The 20,960-nt window shown below is 64.9% G+C and carries 19 protein-coding genes; 14 read left to right on the forward strand and 5 right to left on the reverse strand.

The genetic code is table 11. The features are described from left to right. Positions 1-177 precede the first annotated feature (177 nt). On the forward strand, positions 178-471 hold the full coding sequence (locus I6F38_RS35085; RefSeq protein WP_225163644.1) for a GIY-YIG nuclease family protein: 294 nt from the start codon (positions 178-180) through the stop codon (positions 469-471). 273 nt (positions 472-744) lie between these two features. Here I6F38_RS35085 and I6F38_RS44300 read toward each other — a convergent pair whose 3' ends face one another. Continuing rightward, positions 745-978: a hypothetical protein gene (locus I6F38_RS44300; RefSeq protein WP_283067298.1), complete on the reverse strand. Its 234-nt coding sequence runs from the start codon at positions 976-978 to the stop codon at positions 745-747. Between the two features lie 303 nt (positions 979-1,281). Here I6F38_RS44300 and I6F38_RS35095 point away from each other — a divergent pair, with 303 nt between their 5' ends. The 3 genes from I6F38_RS35095 (at position 1,282) to rocF (ending at position 5,818) form a co-directional block, all read left to right on the forward strand. Continuing rightward, a complete protein-coding gene (locus I6F38_RS35095) occupies positions 1,282-3,792 on the forward strand; it encodes a glycogen/starch/alpha-glucan phosphorylase (protein WP_225163646.1) in 2,511 nt (836 codons plus the stop codon). Positions 3,793-3,938: 146 nt separating this feature from the next. Further along, entirely contained in the window at positions 3,939-4,760 is an 822-nt protein-coding gene (locus I6F38_RS35100; protein WP_225163647.1) for a thioesterase family protein, read from the forward strand. Between the two features lie 80 nt (positions 4,761-4,840). Then, positions 4,841-5,818: an arginase gene (rocF, locus tag I6F38_RS35105; protein WP_076831116.1), complete on the forward strand. Its 978-nt coding sequence runs from the start codon at positions 4,841-4,843 to the stop codon at positions 5,816-5,818. Positions 5,819-6,075: 257 nt separating this feature from the next. Here the strand turns inward: rocF and I6F38_RS35110 are convergent, their stop codons facing one another. Continuing rightward, positions 6,076-7,692: a phosphoenolpyruvate carboxykinase gene (locus tag I6F38_RS35110; RefSeq protein ID WP_168858356.1), complete on the reverse strand. Its 1,617-nt coding sequence runs from the start codon at positions 7,690-7,692 to the stop codon at positions 6,076-6,078. Between the two features lie 503 nt (positions 7,693-8,195). Here I6F38_RS35110 and I6F38_RS35115 point away from each other — a divergent pair. Then, the gene (locus I6F38_RS35115; RefSeq protein ID WP_225163648.1) at positions 8,196-8,444 is read left to right on the forward strand and encodes a hypothetical protein; all 249 of its coding nucleotides are present in this window, start codon (positions 8,196-8,198) and stop codon (positions 8,442-8,444) included. Between the two features lie 139 nt (positions 8,445-8,583). On the opposite strand, the gene I6F38_RS35120 is transcribed toward I6F38_RS35115, so the two are convergent. Beyond that, the gene (locus tag I6F38_RS35120; protein WP_225163649.1) at positions 8,584-9,318 is read right to left on the reverse strand and encodes a DUF2470 domain-containing protein; all 735 of its coding nucleotides are present in this window, start codon (positions 9,316-9,318) and stop codon (positions 8,584-8,586) included. Between the two features lie 241 nt (positions 9,319-9,559). Between I6F38_RS35120 and I6F38_RS35125 the strand changes: the two genes are divergently transcribed. From I6F38_RS35125 to I6F38_RS35145, 5 genes are all read left to right on the forward strand, one after another. Then, positions 9,560-10,261 carry a response regulator transcription factor gene (locus tag I6F38_RS35125; protein WP_016843287.1) on the forward strand — a complete coding sequence of 234 codons (702 nt, stop codon included), beginning with the start codon at positions 9,560-9,562 and terminating at the stop codon, positions 10,259-10,261. A gap of 110 nt (positions 10,262-10,371) precedes the next feature. Continuing rightward, the gene (locus I6F38_RS35130; protein ID WP_346657161.1) at positions 10,372-12,180 is read left to right on the forward strand and encodes a sensor histidine kinase; all 1,809 of its coding nucleotides are present in this window, start codon (positions 10,372-10,374) and stop codon (positions 12,178-12,180) included. Beyond that, the gene (locus I6F38_RS35135) at positions 12,177-12,617 is read left to right on the forward strand and encodes an HPr kinase/phosphatase C-terminal domain-containing protein (protein WP_225163650.1); all 441 of its coding nucleotides are present in this window, start codon (positions 12,177-12,179) and stop codon (positions 12,615-12,617) included. Before I6F38_RS35130 ends, I6F38_RS35135 begins: the two co-directional genes overlap by 4 nt. 214 nt (positions 12,618-12,831) lie before the next feature. Then, positions 12,832-13,233, forward strand: a complete 402-nt coding sequence (locus I6F38_RS35140; RefSeq protein WP_021076632.1) for a PTS sugar transporter subunit IIA — start codon at positions 12,832-12,834, stop codon at positions 13,231-13,233. Continuing rightward, complete coding sequence (locus I6F38_RS35145) at positions 13,230-13,556, forward strand: HPr family phosphocarrier protein (RefSeq protein WP_225163651.1); 327 nt, start codon at positions 13,230-13,232, stop codon at positions 13,554-13,556. Before I6F38_RS35140 ends, I6F38_RS35145 begins: the two co-directional genes overlap by 4 nt. A 161-nt stretch (positions 13,557-13,717) precedes the next feature. Here I6F38_RS35145 and I6F38_RS35150 read toward each other — a convergent pair whose 3' ends face one another. Then, entirely contained in the window at positions 13,718-15,331 is a 1,614-nt protein-coding gene (locus tag I6F38_RS35150; RefSeq protein ID WP_225163652.1) for a glycosyltransferase family 39 protein, read from the reverse strand. A gap of 108 nt (positions 15,332-15,439) precedes the next feature. Next, positions 15,440-15,715, reverse strand: coding sequence for a M15 family metallopeptidase (locus I6F38_RS35155; protein ID WP_225163653.1), 276 nt, complete (start codon positions 15,713-15,715; stop codon positions 15,440-15,442). A gap of 176 nt (positions 15,716-15,891) precedes the next feature. Here I6F38_RS35155 and lepA point away from each other — a divergent pair, with 176 nt between their 5' ends. The 4 genes from lepA (at position 15,892) to I6F38_RS35175 (ending at position 20,939) form a co-directional block, all read left to right on the forward strand. Beyond that, the gene (gene lepA / locus I6F38_RS35160) at positions 15,892-17,703 is read left to right on the forward strand and encodes a translation elongation factor 4 (RefSeq protein WP_057019506.1); all 1,812 of its coding nucleotides are present in this window, start codon (positions 15,892-15,894) and stop codon (positions 17,701-17,703) included. Between the two features lie 100 nt (positions 17,704-17,803). After that, positions 17,804-18,136 (forward strand): hypothetical protein, encoded by a 333-nt coding sequence (locus I6F38_RS35165; protein WP_172648920.1) that lies wholly within the window; start codon positions 17,804-17,806, stop codon positions 18,134-18,136. A 252-nt stretch (positions 18,137-18,388) separates the two neighbouring features. After that, positions 18,389-19,615: an MFS transporter gene (locus I6F38_RS35170; RefSeq protein ID WP_225163654.1), complete on the forward strand. Its 1,227-nt coding sequence runs from the start codon at positions 18,389-18,391 to the stop codon at positions 19,613-19,615. Positions 19,616-19,766: 151 nt separating this feature from the next. Continuing rightward, positions 19,767-20,939, forward strand: coding sequence for an acyl-CoA dehydrogenase family protein (locus tag I6F38_RS35175; protein WP_225163655.1), 1,173 nt, complete (start codon positions 19,767-19,769; stop codon positions 20,937-20,939). Positions 20,940-20,960: the final 21 nt, after the last annotated feature.

The following is a 20,960-nucleotide window of genomic DNA, read 5'->3' on the forward strand; positions in this document are numbered from 1 at the left end:
CGGACCGAGCTGCCATTGGCCGATAGGCAGGCAATCTCGCATCGGTCGTCCAGAGAGAGCTGCTTGTAAGTCCGCCCCATGGCAACACCTCCTCAAGGAAGTGTTGCACTTCGTTTGTGAACTCAGGGGAACCCATTACCCCCAATAGGCCGACATCTCGCGAGATTGGGCCAAACCATGAGCGCTGCAAGCAGCTACTACGTCTACATCCTCGCAAGCCGGCATCACGGCACGATCTATATCGGCGTTACGAACGATATTCGCCCGCGGCTCGAACTGCATCGTTCGGGCCGAGGCTCCAAGTTTGTGTACAAATATCAGGTCTTCCGCCTCGTCCATGTCGAGGAATTCGCCACGCCGCAAGAAGCGATCGCACGCGAGAAGCAACTGAAGTTCTGGAAGCGCGATTGGAAGATCAAGCTGATCGAAGCGGAAAATCCGGATTGGAACGACCTGTCGGGCCTCATCTGACTATTGGGGTAATGGGTCCTGGCTTTCGCCAGGACGACGATATGGCGCGAGCGAGCATCATCGCTCGCTCACGCATATGCTGCCCGCAAAGCAATTCGGGCCGCTGACCAGGTCAGCGGCCCGTTGAAAATGGCTTCGGAATGAAATGCGTCGGAGCTGAAAAATGTGCCCGCCCCACGGGCGACAGCTGTGTTTGTAAAGGCTCCGTTAAGGCTTGGAAATCCGTATCACCACGGTGTCCCGATTGAGCGTGAAAGCGCGTTGCGCGGCCGCTCAATTCGCTGCCGAGAGCAGCTTGTCGCCGCAGGCATTTGCGTAGAACTTGCCGCCGCATTGCCGCTTGATGGCGGTACAGCGCGCGGCGGGCGATGCGTTCTGCGCCACGCTGAAGCCGCAACTCAGGCCGTCGGCGCTGCGGCCCGGTCTGCCCGCTGCATCGGCTGCGCTGGTCGCCGTGATGCACACCACGAGCAACGCCGCGGCCGCGATCTCGATCAAGAGTCTCATCACGCATCCTCCGGTCAATTGTCGCGAAATCCCGGCTTCTGCAGCGCCATCGTAGCACCCATGACGGCTGGTCCGGAAGGTTCCCGAAGCGGCCCGGTCCTTGCATAAAATCACGGCAGCGCTGTGTATGGCATCGTCCCTGACGGTTTCGATTGCCATGCAAGGCGGGTATCATTGCGCCGGAGCGTGATCGGAAGGCCGCGGAACCGGGATTTCCGGGGGAACCATGCTCGACCAATGAGATGAGGACATGATGCGGGTCATCGCGTCGTGTTCCGGTTTGAACGGCAGGGATTGGGCGCGTTGCAGGAACAGACAAACTACCCGGCATTGAACCAGCCGATCGACGAGCTGGCGCTGACCGAGATCAAGAGCGCGATCCTGGCCAAGCTCCGGCTTGCGATCGGCAAGGACGCCACCGTTGCGACCCGACGCGACTGGTACAAGGCCGCGGCGCTGACGCTGCGCGACCGCATCGTGCACCACTGGCTGACGGCCGAGAAGCAGAGCTACGACGCCGGCGCCAAGCGCGTCTATTATCTCTCGCTCGAGTTCCTGATCGGGCGCCTGTTCACCGACGCGCTCAACAATATGGGACTGCTGCCGCTGTTCGAGGCGGCGCTCGGCGACCTCGGCGTCGATCTTTCGGACCTGCGCAAATGCGAGCCGGATGCGGCGCTCGGCAATGGCGGCCTCGGCCGGCTTGCGGCCTGCTTCATGGAGAGCATGGCGACGCTGGCGATCCCCGCGACCGGCTACGGCATCCGCTACGATTTCGGGCTGTTCCGCCAGATCATGAACCATGGCTGGCAGCAGGAATATCCCGACGAGTGGCTCGCCTTCGGCAATCCCTGGGAATTCCAGCGGCCGGAGGTGGTGTACAACGTTCACTTCGGCGGCCATGTCGAGCATGTCGACGATCGCGGCCGCGACCGCGCCACCTGGCACCCGGCGGAAACCGTCGAGGCCATGGCCTACGACACGCCGATCGTCGGCTGGCGCGGCCAGCACGTCAACGCGCTCCGCCTGTGGTCGGCGCATGCGCCCGACCCGCTCGAGCTCGACGTCTTCAACACCGGCGACTACGTCTCGGCCAGCGCCGAGCAGGCCCGCGCGGAAGCGATCTGCAAATTCCTCTATCCGAACGACGAGAGCGCGGCGGGCCGCGAGCTCCGGCTTCGCCAGGAATATTTCTTCGTCTCGGCCTCGTTGCAGGATCTCGTGAAGCGGCATCTCGCCTCCGACGGCGGCCTGCGCAACCTCGCGCAGAAGGCAGCGGTGCAGCTCAACGACACCCATCCGAGCCTTGCGGTCACCGAGCTGATGCGCATCCTGGTCGACCTGCACAATTTCCGCTGGGACGAGGCCTGGAAGATCACGGTCGCGACGCTGTCCTACACCAACCACACGCTGCTGCCCGAGGCGCTCGAGACCTGGCCGGTCGAACTGTTCGAGCGGCTGCTGCCGCGGCATCTCGAGATCATCTACCGCATCAACGTGGCCCATCTCGCGCTCGCCGAGGAACGCTTCCCCGGCGACATCGAATATCGCGCCTCGGTCTCGCTGATCGACGAGCGCAGCGGCCGCCGCGTGCGGATGGGCCAGCTCGCGTTCGTCGGCTCGCACCGCATCAACGGCGTCTCCGCGATGCATTCCGACCTGATGAAGGAGACCGTGTTCCACGACCTCCACCATCTCTATCCGTCGCGCATCACCAACAAGACCAACGGCATCACCTTCCGCCGCTGGCTGATGCTGGCCAACCCGCGGCTGACCGCGCTGCTGCGCGAAACCTGCGGCGAGGCCGTGCTCGACGACTTCTCGCTGCTCGAGCGCCTCGAGACCCATTCGAGTGATCTGGAATTCCAGAAGCGCTTCCGCGACGTCAAGCATCACAACAAGCTGGCGCTGGCGCGACTGATCCGCGAGCGCAACGGCATCCAGGTCGATCCCTCGGCGCTGTTCGACGTGCAGATCAAGCGCATCCACGAATACAAGCGGCAGCTGCTCAACATCCTGGAGACGATCGCGCTGTATCACGCGATGAAGGACGATCCGCGGCGCGACTGGGTGCCGCGCGTGAAAATCTTCGCCGGCAAGGCGGCGGCGAGCTACCGCTACGCCAAGCTGATCATCAAGCTGATCAACGACGTCGCCGAAATCGTCAACAACGACGCTTCGCTCGGCGGCAGGCTGAAGGTCGCCTTTCTCGCCGACTACAATGTCAGCCTCGCCGAGGTGATCATTCCGGCCGCCGATCTCTCCGAGCAGATCTCGACCGCCGGCATGGAGGCGTCCGGCACCGGCAACATGAAGCTCGCACTGAACGGCGCACTGACGATCGGCACGCTCGACGGCGCCAATATCGAGATCCGCGACAATGTCGGCGAGGAGAACATCGCGATCTTCGGCCTCGAGGCCGGCGACGTCATGGTCCGCCGCAAGCAGGGATTGGACGCCAGCGACGCGATCCGCAAATCGCCACGGCTGGAGCGCGCGATCCGCGCCATCGAGAGCGGCGAGTTCTCGCCCGGCGATCCCGCACGCTTCGCATCGATCGGGCACGCGCTGCGCTACCTCGACCACTACATGGTCTCGGCCGATTTCGATTCCTACTACGACGCGCAGCGCGGCATCGACGCCCGCTGGATGGTAGCGCCGGCCTGGACCCGCGCCTCGATCCTCAACGTGGCGCGCATGGCCTGGTTCTCCTCCGACCGCACCATCCGCGAATATGCCGAGGACATCTGGCACGTGCCGGTGCATCCGGGCGCCTCGCCGCAGCTCGGCGCCCAGCGCGAGGCGAAGGGCTAATCCCGGGACGCGGAAATCGATTACGCCCGACGTCATTGAAATCAGCGCAATAGCTCGCGATATTGCATGACGGACGTCATTGCTCGTCATTGCCCGTCAGTCCTCTTGGCGATGACGGAAGCGCCAGTCGATATTGAAAGATCTGCATGCTCACCAAGACCCCGCACCTTTTCGATGAAGCAACCGCCGTGACCGCCGGCGACAGCCGCTGGCAGGGACGGACCAGCCCGGATTACTGGGCGTTCGTCGGCCCGTTCGGCGGCTGCACCGCCGCGACGATCCTGCGCGCGCTGATGCAGCACCCGCAGCGCGCGGGCGATCCGCTGGCGCTGACGGTCAACTACTGCGCGCCGGTCGCCGAGGGCGCGTTCGATCTCGATGTCCGCCTGGTCAAGGCCAACCGCTCGAGCCAGCACTGGTCGGTCGAGATGACGCAGGGCGGCGGCGAGGTCGCGACGCTGGCAACCGCCGTGTTCGCCGAGCGCCGGCCGTCCTGGTCGCACCAACCGGCCGAATTTCCGGGCGCCGTGCCGTTCGAACAGCTGCGCTCCTTTCCGAAGCTCAAGATGACCTGGGCCAACCAGTACGATTTCCGCTTCGCCGAGGGCGAGCCGAAATTCGCCGGCGGCGGCGGCGCGAAGCAGCCGTCGAGCCCCTATTCAAAGCTCTGGATCGCCGACCGTGTACCGCGCAAGCTCGATGCACTGTCGCTGATGTCGATGTCGGACGCGTTCTTCGGCCGCGTCTTCCACGCAAGGCACGAGCTGGTGCCGTTCGGCACCGTGTCGCTGACCACCTATTTCCACGCCGACGCGGCCGACCTGGATGCGGAGGATACCACCCGCGTGCTCGCCACCGCCGACGCCAAGATCTTCCACAAGAGCTACGGCGACCAGCACGGCGAATTGTGGTCGCCGTCCGGCCGGCTGCTCGCGACCACGACGCAGATCGCTTATTTCAAGGCGTAGCCAAATATCCACATTGGTCTGTTACGACCGCATTGCCTATTTCAAGGGTTGAGGGAACATTGGCATGGGAGCACTGCTGCATGTCCGAAGCCGACACTTCAAAGCCCTCGCGCATCGCCCTGCTTGGCGTTCCCATCGAGATCGGCGCGTCGCAGGCCGGCCCGCTGATGGGACCGGATGCGCTGCGCACCGCGGGCATCGCGCGCCTGCTCGAGCAGCTCGACTTCCAGGTCGATGATCACGGCAACCTTGCGATCCCCGCCGTCGTCGCCGACGGCCCGGTGCCGGCCAACACCAGGTTCTATGACGAGGTGAAGACCTGGACCCGCGCGCTCTCCGAACGCGCCTATTGGCTGGCGCATTCCGGCGCGATCCCGATCTTCATGGGCGGCGATCACTCGCTGTCGATGGGGTCGATCAACGGCGTCGCGCGCTACTGGCAGGAAAAGGGCCGGCCGCTGTTTGCGTTGTGGGTCGACGCGCATGCCGACTACAACACGCCGGCCACCACCATCACCGGCAACATGCACGGCATGTCGGCCGCGTTCCTGTGCGGCGAGCCCGGTCTCGACGATCTGCTCGGCGGGCTGCCGCGGGCCTCGATCCCGCCCGATCAGCTCGACCTGATCGGCACGCGTTCGGTCGATCCGCTGGAGCGCAAGCTGCTGCGGCAGCGCAACGTGTCGATCGCGGACATGCGCCAGATCGACGAGTTCGGCGTCGCCGTGCTCACGCGCCGCGTCATCGAACGCGTCAGGGCGAAGAACGGCGTGCTGCATGTCTCGTTCGATGTCGACTTCCTCGATCCGGCGGTGGCGCCCGGCGTCGGCACCACGGTGCCCGGCGGCGCGACCTATCGCGAAGCCCATCTCATCATGGAGTTGCTGCACGATTCCGGGCTGGTGCGCTCGCTCGACATCGTCGAGCTCAATCCCTTCCTCGACGAGCGCGGCCGCACCGCGCGCGTCGCCGTCGAATTGATCGGCAGCCTGTTCGGCCTGCAGATCACCGACCGGCAGACGCCGAGCAACGCGGTGCTGCCGGAGATGGGGGAGTAGCGGAGGACGCTCCGCTCTAACCCCGTCATCCCCGCGCAACGGCTTCGCCTTTGTCGCTGGAGGTGCGAGCCTTGCGGCGCAATTGCGCCGCTGGGCGAGCCTCGAAGGATGCACGGCCCGGCTCGTGGCCGTCGACCCTTCGAGACGCGCGCGCTCCTCAGGGTGACGGAATTAGCAGTCGCGCGCGCTCGCCAGGCATCAAAACAAAAAGGCGGCCACGCGGGCCGCCTTTTCAAATCGCGTATCGCTTGCGCGGCTTACTCCGCCGCCAGCTTCACTTCCGGTGCGGCGGCGCGGACTTCGGCGTCGACCTGCGCTTCGAACTTGGCGAAGTTCTTCTGGAACATGCCGACCAGCGCACGCGCGGTCTTGTCGAACTCGACCTTGTCGGCCCAGGTCTTGATCGGGTCGAGGATGTGCGGCTCGACGCCCGGCAGCGAGGTCGGCACCGCGAAGCCGAAATACTTGTCGGTGCGGAAGTCGGCGTTGCGGAGCGAGCCGTTCAGCGCCGCGGTGAGCAGCGCGCGGGTCACCTTGATCGGCATGCGGCGGCCGGTGCCGTACTTGCCGCCGGTCCAGCCGGTGTTGACCAGCCAGCAATCGACATTGTGCTTGGCGATCAGCTCGCGCAGCATGTTGCCGTAGACCGACGGATCGCGCGGCAGGAACGGCGAACCGAAGCAGGTGGAGAATTCCGGCTGCGGCTCGTTGCCGAGCCCGCGCTCGGTGCCGGCGACCTTCGCGGTGTAGCCGGACAGGAAGTGATACATCGCCTGCGCCGGCGTCAGCTTGGCGATCGGCGGCATCACGCCGAAGGCGTCGGCCGCGAGCATCACGACGTTCTTCGGATGCGGCGCACAGCCGGTGCGCGAAGCGTTCGGGATGAAATCGAGCGGATAGGCCGAGCGGGTGTTCTCGGTCTTCGAGCCGTCGTCGAAATCGGGCACGCGATCATTGGCGCCGAGCACGACGTTTTCCAGCACCGCGCCGAAGCGCTTGCTGGCGGCGTAGATTTCCGGCTCGGCTTCGCCCGACAGCTTGATGCATTTGGCGTAGCAGCCGCCTTCGAAATTGAAGACGCCGTCCTCGCTCCAGCCATGCTCGTCATCGCCGATCAGCGTGCGCTTGGGATCGGCCGAGAGCGTGGTCTTGCCGGTGCCGGACAGGCCGAAGAAGATCGCGGTGTCGCCGTCGGAGCCGACATTGGCCGAGCAGTGCATCGGCATCACGCCCTTCTCGGGCAGGTAATAGTTCAGCGTGGTGAACACGCTCTTCTTCATCTCGCCGGCATATTGTGAGCCGCCGATCAGGACGATCTTGCGGGCGAAATCGATCGCGACGACGTTCTCCGACTTGCAGCCGTGACGCTTCGGATCGGCGCGGAAGCTCGGCAGGTCGATGATCGTCAGTTCGGGCACGAAGCTCGCGAGCTCCGACGCCTCGGGACGAATGAGCAGCGTGCGGATGAACAGCGAGTGCCAGGCAAGCTCGGTGAAGACGCGGGTCTTGATGCGATGCTTCGGATCGGCGCCGCCATAGAGATCCTGCGCGAACAGCGTCATGCCTTCGGCATGCTTGAGGAAGTCGGCATGAAGCGCGGCGAACTGCTCCGAGGTGATCGACTGGTTGCCGGCCCACCACATGTTCTTGTCGGTGAGATCGTCGCGGACCGTGAACTTGTCCTTCGGACTGCGGCCAGTGAACACGCCGGTGTCCGCGCAAAGCGCGCCATCGGCCGACAGCACCGCTTCGCCATTACGCAGCGAATGCTCGTAAAGCTGAGGTGCGCCATAATTCCAATGCACGCCCTTGAGATTTTTTAAGCCGAATTTGTCGGCGCCGAAGGCACCGTTATGTACGCCCGTCTCTTGCACGAAGAACCTCCTCGAACCCGCGTATCCTTGTTCGCGCGAATGTCGCCAATCGCGCCCTCGCCGCGGTGACCGTGATCAGAATATAGCCTCTCGGCTTCGGTCCGGCGACCTAATAGTGGGGATCGCCAAGCTTGCCAAGCCAATCGAACGGCTTTTGGCTGATTCCAAGGCAGGCCCATCATCTGGCGCAAATACCGCAGCGCGAAACCCTTTCGTCTTGCTTTCGTTTTCTCGTTGTTTTGCCGGCAGTCGGGCGACGTTTCATCGCCTTTCCCGCCGCGCACGGAGCTTTGCGATGCACAAAAAGTGCCAGCCGGCGGGCGGCGCGTTCGCCGATCGAGGCGAACGGCGCGGAGAATGCCGGGTATGCATTTCGCGCTGAGGATGTATCGTTGAGATGAGCCGCCGCGCGTTGACGCAGCGCTGCAGAGCCGAGCATGACCACGATCGTGTTGCACGCGGCACCACCGGATCGGCATTGAGCTGCAAGTGAGAAGCTGCTGATGAGCAGTTTCGATTGCGCTCAACACACCTTCGTCGAAGCCCGATTGGTTCAACGCTCAACTGCGGTGAACGTTCCGCAACGCGTAGCGTTCGGCGGCGAGGCGATCGCTGACCCGCGATCGATGATAACGCAATCAGCGTGGTCGCACGCGCGCGTCATCGCGGTCGACATCGCGATCCGGCTGATTTTCCGATGCAGCCGCGCCAGACATTCTTGCACGCAGATCGAGCCAACGGGCGAGACATGACAAGCCCGTGCGAAATGATCGCGCTGTCAAATCCGGACTGCGCAATCGCGCCGCCGCAGCCATGCGACACCATGCCTCGCCACGGCCGCAGCACCGCCGTGCGGACAGGCGGCTTGCTCCTGTCGCTTCCTATTCCTTGCTATCCCTTGGCGCGCGCCTCGCCGGCGAGCCGCACCAGCATCTTGCGCAGCTCGGTGCCGGTGGTGACGCGCTCGGGGAAATCCAGCCGCAGCGTGTCGCGGCCGGCCTGCATGTCCATGCCGTCGGGGTCGCAGCCGGTGCAGAGCCATTCGGCACTTTCCGCGCCGAGCAGCCGCGTCGCGTAAAGATTCATGGCCTCGCGGTGATCCTCGTTCATATGCGCCACCGCGCCGGGCTCAGCTTCGAGCAGCCCGCCGGCTCCCCCGAGATCAGTCAGGAATTGCGCGGGCTTGAGGTCCACGATGCGGCCGAACCCGGCAACCAGATGGGCACCGCTTGGCTTGATCCGGAAGAACGAAAAATCCTTAAATTCCACAAAGGCTTCCGCTGACGGATGGGCAGCGAGATAGCGCCGGCGGACGAGCTCCCGCCCGGCCTCCGCGACCTCTTCCGCCTTACCCGCCAGCATGATCCGGGCGCCCTCCAGCGGATCGCCCTCGGCGCGCTCGTCCAGCATCAGCGACACCCGGCTGTCGGCCAGGATGTTCTTGGTATGCAGCGCCAGCCGGGAAATCAGCAGGATCGGCGAGCCGTCGGGATGGCTGGCCAGATTGACCAGCGAGCAATAGGGATCGCCGGTGCCGGCCATCAACGTAGCGAGGGCGCCCTGGCGGCTGCGGCGGAGCAGCGAGCGGGCAAGGTGGGCAGGATCGAAGTCGGCGGTCGGTTGCATGGGCCTATCGGGTCATTTTATGGGCGAATCGGGCGGGTTCCCTATGAAAAAAGGGCCTTTTCTCATGGTCTAAGGGTGCTATATGGGGACCCATCGCGTGGGTCGCAGAAGCGGATTTTTGCGGAACTCGGTCACACTTCAGCCCAGCTTGCATTGCTCGTTGACCGCGTTCGAAGCCCAATTCTACGGCGCGTCGCCAGAGTGCCCGCCGTCTAAGCCACTCTCATTGTGAAAGCAGCACATGCCCACAATCGCCCTGGTCGACGACGACCGCAACATTCTCACTTCGGTTTCGATCGCGCTCGAAGCCGAAGGCTATCGCATCATGACCTACACGGACGGTGCGTCGGCGCTGGATGGCTTTCGCACGTCGCCGCCCGATCTTGCGATCCTCGATATCAAGATGCCGCGCATGGACGGCATGGAAACGCTGCGCCGGCTGCGCCAGAAGTCCGACCTGCCGGTGATCTTCCTCACCTCGAAGGATGAGGAGATCGACGAATTGTTCGGCCTGAAAATGGGCGCCGACGATTTCATCCGCAAGCCGTTCTCGCAGCGCCTGCTGGTCGAACGGGTCAAGGCCGTGCTCCGCCGCGGCCAGCCGAAAGATCCGACCGCCGCGCCGAAGGAGCCGGACGCCCGCGCGCTCGACCGCGGCCTGCTGCGGATGGATCCGGAGCGCCACACCTGCACCTGGAAGAACGAGCCGGTGACCCTCACCGTGACCGAATTCCTGATCCTGCAGGCGCTCGCCACCCGCCCCGGCGTCGTGAAGAGCCGCAACGCGCTGATGGACGCGGCCTATGACGACCAGGTCTATGTCGACGACCGCACCATCGACAGCCACATCAAGCGGCTGCGCAAGAAGTTCAAGGTGGTCGACGACGACTTCGAGATGATCGAGACGCTGTACGGCGTCGGCTATCGCTTCAAGGAAGCCTGATCTGCGCTTCCCGGGCGGCTTGTTAACTGACAGGCTCCGCACGGCTGGGGTAAGCTCGGGCGAACGATTGCTTCGCGGGACGACATCCATACCAACCGGCAGCTTTGCCAGTGCTTGATCGAACGCAGCTCGAGCAAGGCCTGAACACCGAGGACGCGTCACAGCTCCTCGATCAGGACGCCGTTGCCGAAGACGTGGCGCAGGACAAGGGCTGGCGCCGTCCGCTCGGCTGGCTGCGCCGCGCCGGTCAGTTCTTCTTCGCGCTGTCGTTCTCGAGCCTGACGCGCCGCATCGTCTCGCTCAACCTTGCCGGCCTCGTCGCGCTGGTCGCCAGCATCCTCTATCTCTCGCAATTCCGCGCTGGCCTGATCGAGGCGCGCACGCAGAGCCTCCAAGTCTATGCCGAGATCATCTCGGAGGCGATCGCGGCCTCGGCCACCGTCGAAGGCAATACCGTCACGATCGATCCCGATCGCCTGCTCGACCTCAAGCCCGGCGAAAGTTATGGCCAGCCGGATGAATCGGCGGATTTCCCGATCAATCCCGAGCGGGTCGCGCCGGTCCTGCGCCGCCTGATCGCGCCGACCAAGACGCGGGCCCGCATCTTCGACCGCGATGGCGGCCTGATCCTCGACAGCCGCAATCTGTTCGCGCGCGGCGACGTGCTGCGCATGGAGCTGCCGCCGCCGTCGGAGAAGCCGTCGCTCTATGAAAAGACCAAGGCCACGATCAAGACCTGGCTCAACCGCGGCGACCTGCCGATCTATCGCGAGCTCGGTCCCGAAGGCGGCAAGGGTTATTCCGAAGTCGCGCAATCGCTCGAGGGCATGAAGGGCAGCGCCGTGCGCGTCACCGAGCGCGGCGCGATCATCGTGTCGGTTGCCGTCCCGGTGCAGCATTTCCGCGCCGTGCGCGGCGCGTTGATGCTGACCACCCAGGGCGACGACATCGACCAGCTGGTGATGTCCGAGCGCCTCGCCATCCTCAAGATCGGCGGCGTCGCCTCCGCCGTCATGATCATGCTGTCGCTGTTGCTGGCGAGCACGATCGCGGGCCCGGTGCGGCGGCTCGCCGACGGCGCCGAGCGCGTCCGTCACCGCATCCAGACCCGCGTCGAGATTCCCGACTTCACCGGGCGCCGCGACGAGATCGGCCATCTCTCCGGCGCGCTGCGCGACATGACCAACGCGCTGTACAGCCGCATCGAGGCGATCGAGATGTTCGCCGCCGACGTCGCCCATGAGTTGAAGAACCCGCTGACCTCGCTGCGCTCGGCGGTCGAGACGCTGCCTTTGGCGCGCAACGACAACAGCCGCGCGCGGCTGCTCGCCGTGATCGAGCATGACGTCAGGCGGCTCGACCGCCTGATCTCCGACATCTCCGACGCCAGCCGGCTCGATGCCGAATTGCAGCGCCAGGACATGGCGCCGGTCGATCTGCGGCGGCTGCTGACGACGCTGACCGGCGTCGCCAACGAGACCAGGCTCGGCCACGACGTCGCCGTCGAAGCCCGCTTCGAGGGCCGCGGACCGACCGATACGCTGTCGGTGCCCGGCCATGATTCACGGCTCGGCCAGGTGATCTCGAACCTGCTGTCGAACGCGCAATCATTCTCCAAGCCGGGCGACAAGGTGCGCATCGTCTGCCGCCGCAGCCGCGGCGAGGTCGAGATCGTGGTCGACGATGACGGGCCCGGCATCGGCGAGGACGCGCTGGAGCGGATTTTCGAGCGCTTCTACACCGACCGGCCGCATCAGGGGTTTGGCCAGAACTCCGGCCTTGGGCTTTCGATCTCCAAGCAGATCATCGAAGCACATGGCGGACGCATCTGGGCTGAGAACCGCGCTGGCCCTGCGGACGCAGACGGCAAGCCCACCATCGCCGGCGCACGCTTCGTGGTCAGGCTGCCGACACTATGAGCGACAATTCAAGCGTGCACGCATCCGCCGTTCTGGTCGGCGAGCGTGCGGTGCTGATCCGCGGCCCGTCGGGCGCCGGCAAGTCGCGTCTGGCCTTCGACCTGATTCTCGCCGGGCGCACCGGAGCGCTTCCGCCGGCCATTTTGGTGGGGGATGACCGTGTCCATCTCGACACAGCCGGCGAACAATTGTGGGTTCGTCCGGTCCAGCAATTGGCTGGCCTGATCGAGATCCGAGGCCTCGGAATCCGCCATTGTCCGTTCGCAAGTGAAGCCGTGGTCGGCTTGATCGTCGACCTCGCCGCTGACGACGCCGAGCGGCTGCCGCCACCGGAGACGCTCACGATTCGCCTTAATGGTGTTTTGTTACCGCGAATTCCCGTCGGCACTGGCTTCCAACCCCTGCCGCTGGTTGTCGCCGCGCTGACGACAACCTGAAAGTTCATGTTCCCGTAATCTTGCGGCCAATTGTGGGAAGGGAATTGGTAACCATATCACATCCACTATCGCGTCGGATTGTGCCGGCGCAGCCTCCCCTCTCTACCGCCAGGAACCGGGAGACTAGCCAAGATGCCCTCTTGCGTAGGGCCTCTGGATGGTCAAAGTGGCGCGTTCGTGCGGTGCACCAAAGGGCGCCCGCGAGGAGTTTCCAATGATTGGTCTAGTGCTGGTGACCCATGGGCGCCTTGCCGACGAGTTCAGAGCGGCGCTCGAACACGTCATGGGTCCGCAGAAACAAATTGAAGCGATTACGATCGGGGCCGAGGACGATTCCGATCTCTGTCGAAGCGACATCATCGAGGCGGTGAACCGCGTCGATAGCGGCGACGGCGTTGCGATCCTCACCGACATGTTTGGCGGCACGCCGTCCAACCTTGCGATCTCCTGCATGAGCCGCCCGAAGGTGGAAGTGCTCGCAGGCATCAATCTTCCCATGCTGGTCAAGCTTGCCAAGGTTCGCGAGGAGCGTTCGCTGCCCGACGCGATCGCGATGGCCCAGGAAGCCGGCCGCAAATACGTCACCATCGCCAGCCGCGTTCTCGCAGGCAAATGAGCGACGAGGCCCCGGGCGGAAATCAGGTCGGCCCGGGCGTGCCAGCGGGCGCCATTTCCCGTGAACTCCTGATCGTCAACAAGCGCGGCCTGCATGCGCGGGCATCGGCCAAGTTCGTCCAGCTGGTCGAGCGCTTCAACGCCGAGATCTGGGTCACCCGCGGCACCGAGACGGTCGGCGGCACCTCGATCATGGGCTTGATGATGCTCGCTGCCGGACCCGGCACCACGGTCGTGGTCTCCGCGAAGGGCGACGATGCGCAGCAGGCGCTCGACGCCATCGCCGAACTCGTCGCCGGCAAGTTCAACGAGGAAGGCACGTAAGGCAGTCACCTCTCACCTCGCCCCGCTTGCGGGGAGAGGTCGGATCGCATCGAACGATGCGATCCGGGTGAGGGGGTACAGGTCTATCGATAGACTGCCATCGCGGTGAAGCCCCTCACCCCAACCCTCTCCCCGCAAAGCGCGGGGCGAGGGAGCGAAAGCTACTTCGCCGGCGGCACCAGATAGACCTTCCAGACCGTCGACGGACCGGGATGGCCGTTGAAGAAGCGCATGGTGGTCATCACCAGCGGCTCGGCATCCTTGGCGTGCTCCGCCATCCACGCCTCGCAGGGCTTCAGGAACACCGGATCGGTGGTGTCGCAGACGCCGATGAAGCCGAGGCGCTTGGCTTCGTCGAGCGAGGTCAGCCCCGACGACCAGGCTTCGCCCGGCACCAGCGATGCCGGATGATCCGGACTGTAGAACGTCATCGGCTCGCCGATATCGGACCGCGCGACGACCACGGCCCAGCGCGAACGGAATCTGTCCTGCCAGGTCTGGGTGAGTTCGCGCGCGAGCTCAGAGCGCGCGGCATAGGTCGAGCCACCGATATGGTTGGACGCGATCTCCTGCGTGGCGATGCTGGGCGCGGCGATCAGCGTGACGACCGTGGCCACGAACCAGATCGCGGTAATCGAGAACAGCGCCATGCGCGGGAAGCGAAGCGAGGGGACCGCAACCAGCGCAAGCGGCACCAGGAAGAACAACGGGATGCCCCAATCGGTCTTGATATAGACGGTGAACGCCAGCGCGCCGAGCGGCGGCCCGATCGCGACGATCAGCTGGATGATCCAGACGTTGAGCGCCTGCGGAAGGTTGACGGCGGGATTGGGTCCGCGCGACCAGATCCGCGCCAGCACGTCCGACGGCCGCCACGGCACCGAGCCCAGCAGCAGCGCCACCAAACCCAGCACGACGGGAATCGCGAGCAGCCCGACATTGTGCACGACATAGCCGATCACGAGCTGGACGTTGAGTGCGCGGCTCGACAGTGCGTAGACGTCACCGGCATAGGTGAACGGCACGAAGTCCACCTCCTCCAGCCACACCAGATGCGGAATCATCGCCACCGCCATCGTGCCGATCGCAACCCATGGCGCCGGCGAGCGCAGGAATTGCGTCCGTTGCGGATGGATCAGCGCGGCCAGCCCGACGGCGCCGATCATCGTCACCACCCAGTACTTGGTCATCAGCGCCAGCATGCCGGCAAAGCCGAGCCAGAGACCCGATTTGAAGCTGCGCTTCTCGAACGCGTTCAGATAGGCCAGCACCAGCAGCGGCAGCGGCACCAGCTGCGCGAGATCGGCATTGTATTTGAAGCCCTTGAAATTGAAGATCGGGTAGAGCGCGAGCATCACCACCATGAAGAACGCGCGGCGGCGATCGACGACGCGCAGCGCGATCAGCCAGCACACCACCAGCGCGAAGCTGACCGTCGTCATCGCAAGCGCATAGGTCGACCAGTTGGTGACGGGAAAGATCCTGAACCAGACCCCGGCGATCCAGCCCGACAGCGGCGGGTGCTTGCCATAGCCGAGCAGGAAGCGCTGGCCCCAGGCATAGGCTTCCGCAACATCCATATGGATGTCCTGCGCGGCCTTGAGCTTGACCAGGATCAGCGTCCACAGCACCGCATGAACCAGCGCAAAGCCGATCACGAACCACAGGCTGGTGCTGGGATCGGTGGCGCGCGAGGTGATCCAGGCGGCGATCCGCCGGATCGTCAGCTTGCGGTTGGTGCGCCGGGCGGCGGGGAGCGTGGAGGCGGTCGACATGGCCTGTGCCTGAGGCATGCCCGGAAAAGTGGAAAGCGGTTTCCCGGAAGGATCATGCCCTAATGGAAGCGGAAGCGCGATGAGTGCTCATCCGCATTTCAGCGCGCTTTAGCGCGTTTTTGTGGCCAGTGAAATCAGCTTGGCGTGAGAACGCCTCCAGCCAGCGGATTCACTTTCGGGGAAGTCCGGCCGGTGCTCGAAATGGATGGTATCGCAGTGACACCATTTGCCGCCCCAGATGAAGCCGTGACGCACGAAGATGTCGACGATCTCGCGCGGCATCCAGTTGTTGCAGGGGATGGTCTTGCCTTTGCCGGCCCACAGCCGGTCATCCCGAACTTTCAGGTTGAGGTCGATGGCGGCGGCGTAGCCGTGCATGCTCATCCGCCCGGTGTCGGCGACGCGAAAGACGATTTTCGGGCCGCCGGACCTGGCAGGAACATGCCCGGGAATCGGTCACGGCAACCCTGCCGGAATCGCCGCCGTGATTCGCCGTCACACCGCTGCAAAATACCGCAATTTGGTTGCCCGCGCGGGGGTGCGGATGCTATCCCGCGCCCATGACAACTGCCCCGATTTCGAACATCCGCAACTTCTCCATCGTCGCCCATATCGACCATGGCAAATCGACCCTTGCCGACCGCCTGATCCAGATGACCGGCGGCCTGTCGGATCGTGAAATGGCGGGCAAGGAGCAGGTGCTCGATTCGATGGATATCGAGCGCGAGCGCGGCATCACCATCAAGGCGCAGACCGTCCGGCTGAACTACCGCGCCAAGGACGGCAAGGATTACATCTTCAACCTGATGGACACGCCCGGCCATGTCGACTTCGCCTACGAGGTCTCGCGGTCGCTGGCGGCCTGCGAGGGTTCCCTGCTCGTGGTCGACGCCAGCCAGGGCGTCGAGGCGCAGACCCTCGCCAATGTCTATCAGGCGCTCGACAACAATCACGAGATCGTGCCGGTCCTGAACAAGGTCGACCTGCCGGCAGCCGAGCCCGAGAAGGTCAAGCAGCAGATCGAGGACGTGATCGGCATCGATGCGTCCGACGCCGTGATGATCTCGGCCAAGACCGGCGTCGGCGTGCCCGATGTGCTGGAAGCCATCGTGACCCGCCTGCCGCCGCCGAAGGGCGACCGCGACGCGACCCTGAAGGCGCTGCTGGTCGACAGCTGGTACGACGTCTATCTCGGCGTGGTCGTCTTGATCCGCGTCGTCGACGGCGTGATGAAGAAGGGGAGCCGCATCCGCATGATGGGCACCGGCGCGGCCTACGACATCGAGCGCGTCGGCTTCTTCACGCCGAAGATGGAGCAGGTCGAGGAGCTCGGCCCAGGCGAGATCGGCTTCATCACCGCGGCGATCAAGGAAGTCGCCGACACCCGCGTCGGCGACACCATCACCGATGACAAGAAGCCGATCAGCGAGATGCTGCCGGGCTTCAAGCCGGCGATTCCGGTCGTGTTCTGCGGCCTGTTCCCGGTCGATGCCAACGACTTCGAAACGCTGCGTGCGGCGATGGGCAAGCTGCGGCTCAACGACGCAAGCTTCTCCTACGAGATGGAAACCTCCGCCGCGCTCGGCTTCGGCTTCCGCTGCGGCTTCCTCGGCCTGCTGCATCTGGAAATCATCCAGGAGCGGCTGTCGCGCGAATTCGACCTCAATCTGATCGCGACCGCGCCAAGCGTGATCTACAAGATGAAGCTGACCGACGGCACCGAGCTCGAGATCCACAATCCGGTCGACATGCCCGACGTGGTCAAGATCGCCGAGATCGAGGAGCCGTGGATCGAGGCGACGATCCTCACGCCCGACGAATATCTCGGCAGCGTCTTGAAGCTGTGCCAGGACCGCCGCGGCTCGCAGAAGGAGCTCACTTATGTCGGCTCCCGCGCGATGGTGAAATACGACCTGCCGCTCAACGAGGTGGTGTTCGACTTCTACGATCGCCTGAAGTCGGTCTCCAAGGGCTACGCCTCGTTCGACTATCATCTGACCGACTACAAGCCGGCCGATCTGGTCAAGATGCAGATCCTGGTCAACGCCGAGCCGGTCGACGCGCTGTCGATGCTGGTGCATCGCACCCGCGCCGAAGGCCGCGGCCGCGCCATGGTCGAGAAGATGAAGGAGCTGATTCCGCCGCACATGTTCCAGATCCCGATCCAGGCGGCGATCGGCGGCAAGGTGATCGCGCGCGAAACCGTCCGCGCGCTGCGCAAGGACGTCACCGCGAAGTGCTACGGCGGCGACATCACGCGCAAGCGCAAGCTTCTGGAGAAGCAGAAGGAAGGCAAGAAGAAGATGCGGCAGTTCGGCAAGGTCGACATCCCGCAGGAAGCCTTCATCGCCGCGCTCAAGGTGGACAGCTGAGGCGGCGCCGCCGGCACGACTGTTGCGCATTCTTGTCCCAGCAACAAAACGCACCATGATTTGAATCGCCACTGCATCGCGCTCCGACTAGACTGCGATCATGTTGCGCATCCTGTCCCTCCTTATCGTCATCCTCGCACTGCTGCAGCCGGACCTGAGCTCCGCCGCCTCCTCGAAGAAGCGGCACGGCAGCACGCGCTGGCATGGCTACGGCTTCCTGCCCGGCTACCGGCAGCCGCCGAACCAAACCATTCCGGTGTTCGGCCCGCGCGGCGCCGCTCGCGGCTACCCGGACTATTCGCCGCAATATTGGTATGGCGGGGATTGGTACTATTTCGGCCGCCCCGGCTTCTACCGCGGCCGCTACAATGGCGGCAGTTTCGGCCCATGCTGGACCTGGACGCCGATCGGGCGCGCCTGGCAGTGCGGCTAGAGCGTTTTCGAGCGAAGTGGCTCCCGGTTCGCGTGAAGAAAACGCGTCAAAGCAAGAATCTAGAGCCCCGTTCCGATTCTATCGGAACGGAAAAGGCTCGAGCCGCGCGTCGCTGCGACATCTTGCGCATGCAACGCCCAATCCGCTGATCCCGGAATGAGAGGCATGTTGCCCGTCATGTTGCCCCTGGACCTCAGATAGGCCAGCATCCTCCCTGCGCGCACCACAACAAACAACAGCGCGGGGAAACGCATGAGCAAGGCCGCTCGGTTGGATTATGGCTGGGTCGTCGTCGGCGCGGGCGCGCTGATGACCTGCGTCGGCTTCGGCACCATGCTGTCGCTCGCGGTGTTCCTGCAGCCGATCTCGGATGCGATGGGCTGGTCGCGCGCCGGCATCTCGGCGGCGGCGACGCTGGATTTTCTCTGCATGGGTTTTGCGGCGTTCGCCTGGGGCGCGCTGTCCGACCGCTTCGGTACCCGCATCGTGGTGCTGGCGGGCAGCCTGCTGCTCGGGCTTGGCCTCGTGACGGCAAGCCAGGCGCAAAGCCTGTGGCAATTCCAGCTCTGCTTCGGCGTGCTGATCGGGATCGCCGCCGGCAGCTTCTATGCGCCGATGATGGCGCTCGCCAGCGCCTGGATCGACAAGCATCGCAGCCTCGCCGTCGCGCTGGTGTCGGCCGGCATGGGCGTGTCGCCGCTGACCGTCGCGCCGTCGGCAAGCTGGCTGATCACGGCCTATGACTGGCGCTTCGCGATGCTCGTGATCGGCATCGCCGCATGGGCGCTGTTGATCCCCGCGTCGTTCCTGGTGCGCCCGGCGCCGCAGGGAACGGACGTCGCAATGCCGACCGCCGCGAACGTGCCGCAAACCGAATGGACCGCGGCGCAGGCGCTGCGCACGCCGCAATTCATCACGCTGGCACTGGCGCATTTCGCCTGCTGCGCGGCGCATTCCGGGCCGATCTTCCACATGGTGTCCTACGCCATGGTGTGCGGCATCGCGCCGCTCACCGCGGTCACGGTCTACAGCCTCGCCGGCTTCTCCGGGCTCGGCGGCCGGCTGCTGCTCGGCGTGCTCGCCGACCGGCTCGGCGCCAAGCCGGTCCTGGTCGGCGGCCTCCTGGTGCAGGCGCTGTCGATTGCGACCTATCTCGCGGTGGCGCAGCTCGGCGAGTTCTACGCGCTGTCTGTCGTGTTCGGGCTCGCCTATGGCGGGGTGATGCCGCTCTACGCCGTGCTGGTGCGCGAGTTCTTCGGCGCGCGCATCATGGGCACGGTGTTCGGCGCGGTGTCGGCCTTCGCGAGCCTCGGCATGGCGCTCGGGCCGTGGGCCGGCGGTTACGTGTTCGACACGTTCCACGGCTATACGTGGCTGCACGCCGGTTCCTTTGCGATCGGCCTCGCCGCGGTTGCGGTGGCGCTGAGCTTCTCGACCAAGCGCCAGCCGTCGCTCGATCTCGGCCGCGCCGCCGCCTGAGCGCGGATGCATTCGTCACTCTTGCGCGCACCGGCACAACGGATGGATAGCTGATCTGCATCGGCGCCATCCCGCCTTGCCCTCTCCTGCCGGATGAGCCACCATCGCCTGGCCTGCCCAACAAGAATGACAGAAGGCGCCGAGGACACGCATGAACAAGCCGCAGGGAGTAGACCTTGTCGAGCGGGCGCGCGCGCTGGCGCCGCTGATCACGAGTGAAGCCGACGAGATCGAACGGACACGGCGACTGACGCCATCCGTCACCGCGGCACTGGTCGAGAACGGGCTGTACCGCGCGCTGCTGCCGAAGCGTTTTGGCGGCGCCGAGGCGACACTGGACGCGTTCATGCAGATGCAGGAGGAGATCGCCAAGGCCGATGCATCCACGGCCTGGTGCCTCGGCCAGTGCAGCGTCTGCGCCATGACCGCGGCCTATCTCGACCCCGACGCGGCCCACGAGATCTTCAACACCGCGCCCGGCATTCTCGCCTGGGGCGCGATCGCCCATGAGGTCCGTGCGGAGCCCGGAGGCTATCGCGCCAGCGCGCGCTGGGATTTCGCCTCGGGCTCGCGGCAGGCGAGCTGGCTCGGCGCCCATGTCCGAATCGTCGAGGCCGACGGCTCACCGCGCAAGAAGCCCGACGGTTCGCCGGAGATCCGCACCATCCTGTTTCCGATGTCGCAGGCCGTGATGTACGACGTCTGGGACGTGATCGGCCTGAAAGGCACCGGCACCGATTCCTATTCGGTCGACAATCTCTTCATTCCGGAAAAATTCGCCGCGCTGCGCGACGATCCCGCCGCGTGCCGCGAGCCGGGGCCGCTCTACAAGCTCTCGACCAACATGGTGTTCAGCATGGGCTTTGCCGCCACCTCGCTCGGCGTCGCGCGCGCCATGCTGGATGCGGCGACCGAGCTTGCCCGCGGCAAGACCCCGCAAGGTCTCAAGGCGATGCGCGACAACAACGCCGTGCAGGGCCAGATCGGCCGCACCGAGGCGAGCCTGCGCGCCGCGCGCGCCTATCTGTACGCGACGGCCCACGACGTCTGGAGCGATCTCGTCCGCGGCGATCCCATCACCGAGGCGCATCGCGTCGCGATCCGCATCGCCTCGACCTGGACCATCCACCAGTCCGCCGCCGTGGTCGACATCGCCTATCACATGGCGGGGGCAACGGCGGTGTTCGCCAGGAATCCGTTCGAGCGGCGCTTTCGCGACATGCACGCGATCGCGCAGCAGATCCAGGCCCGCGACACCCAGTATGAGGACGCCGGCAAAGCGATTTTGGCAGGCAATCTCGGCGCTCCGCCGACCGCGCGATGAAGTCAGATTGAACCAAGGCGT

Origin of the sequence: Bradyrhizobium sp. BRP56 (genome assembly GCF_020194035.1) — a bacterium.
Taxonomy (GTDB): Bacteria; Pseudomonadota; Alphaproteobacteria; order Rhizobiales; family Xanthobacteraceae; genus Bradyrhizobium; species Bradyrhizobium australafricanum.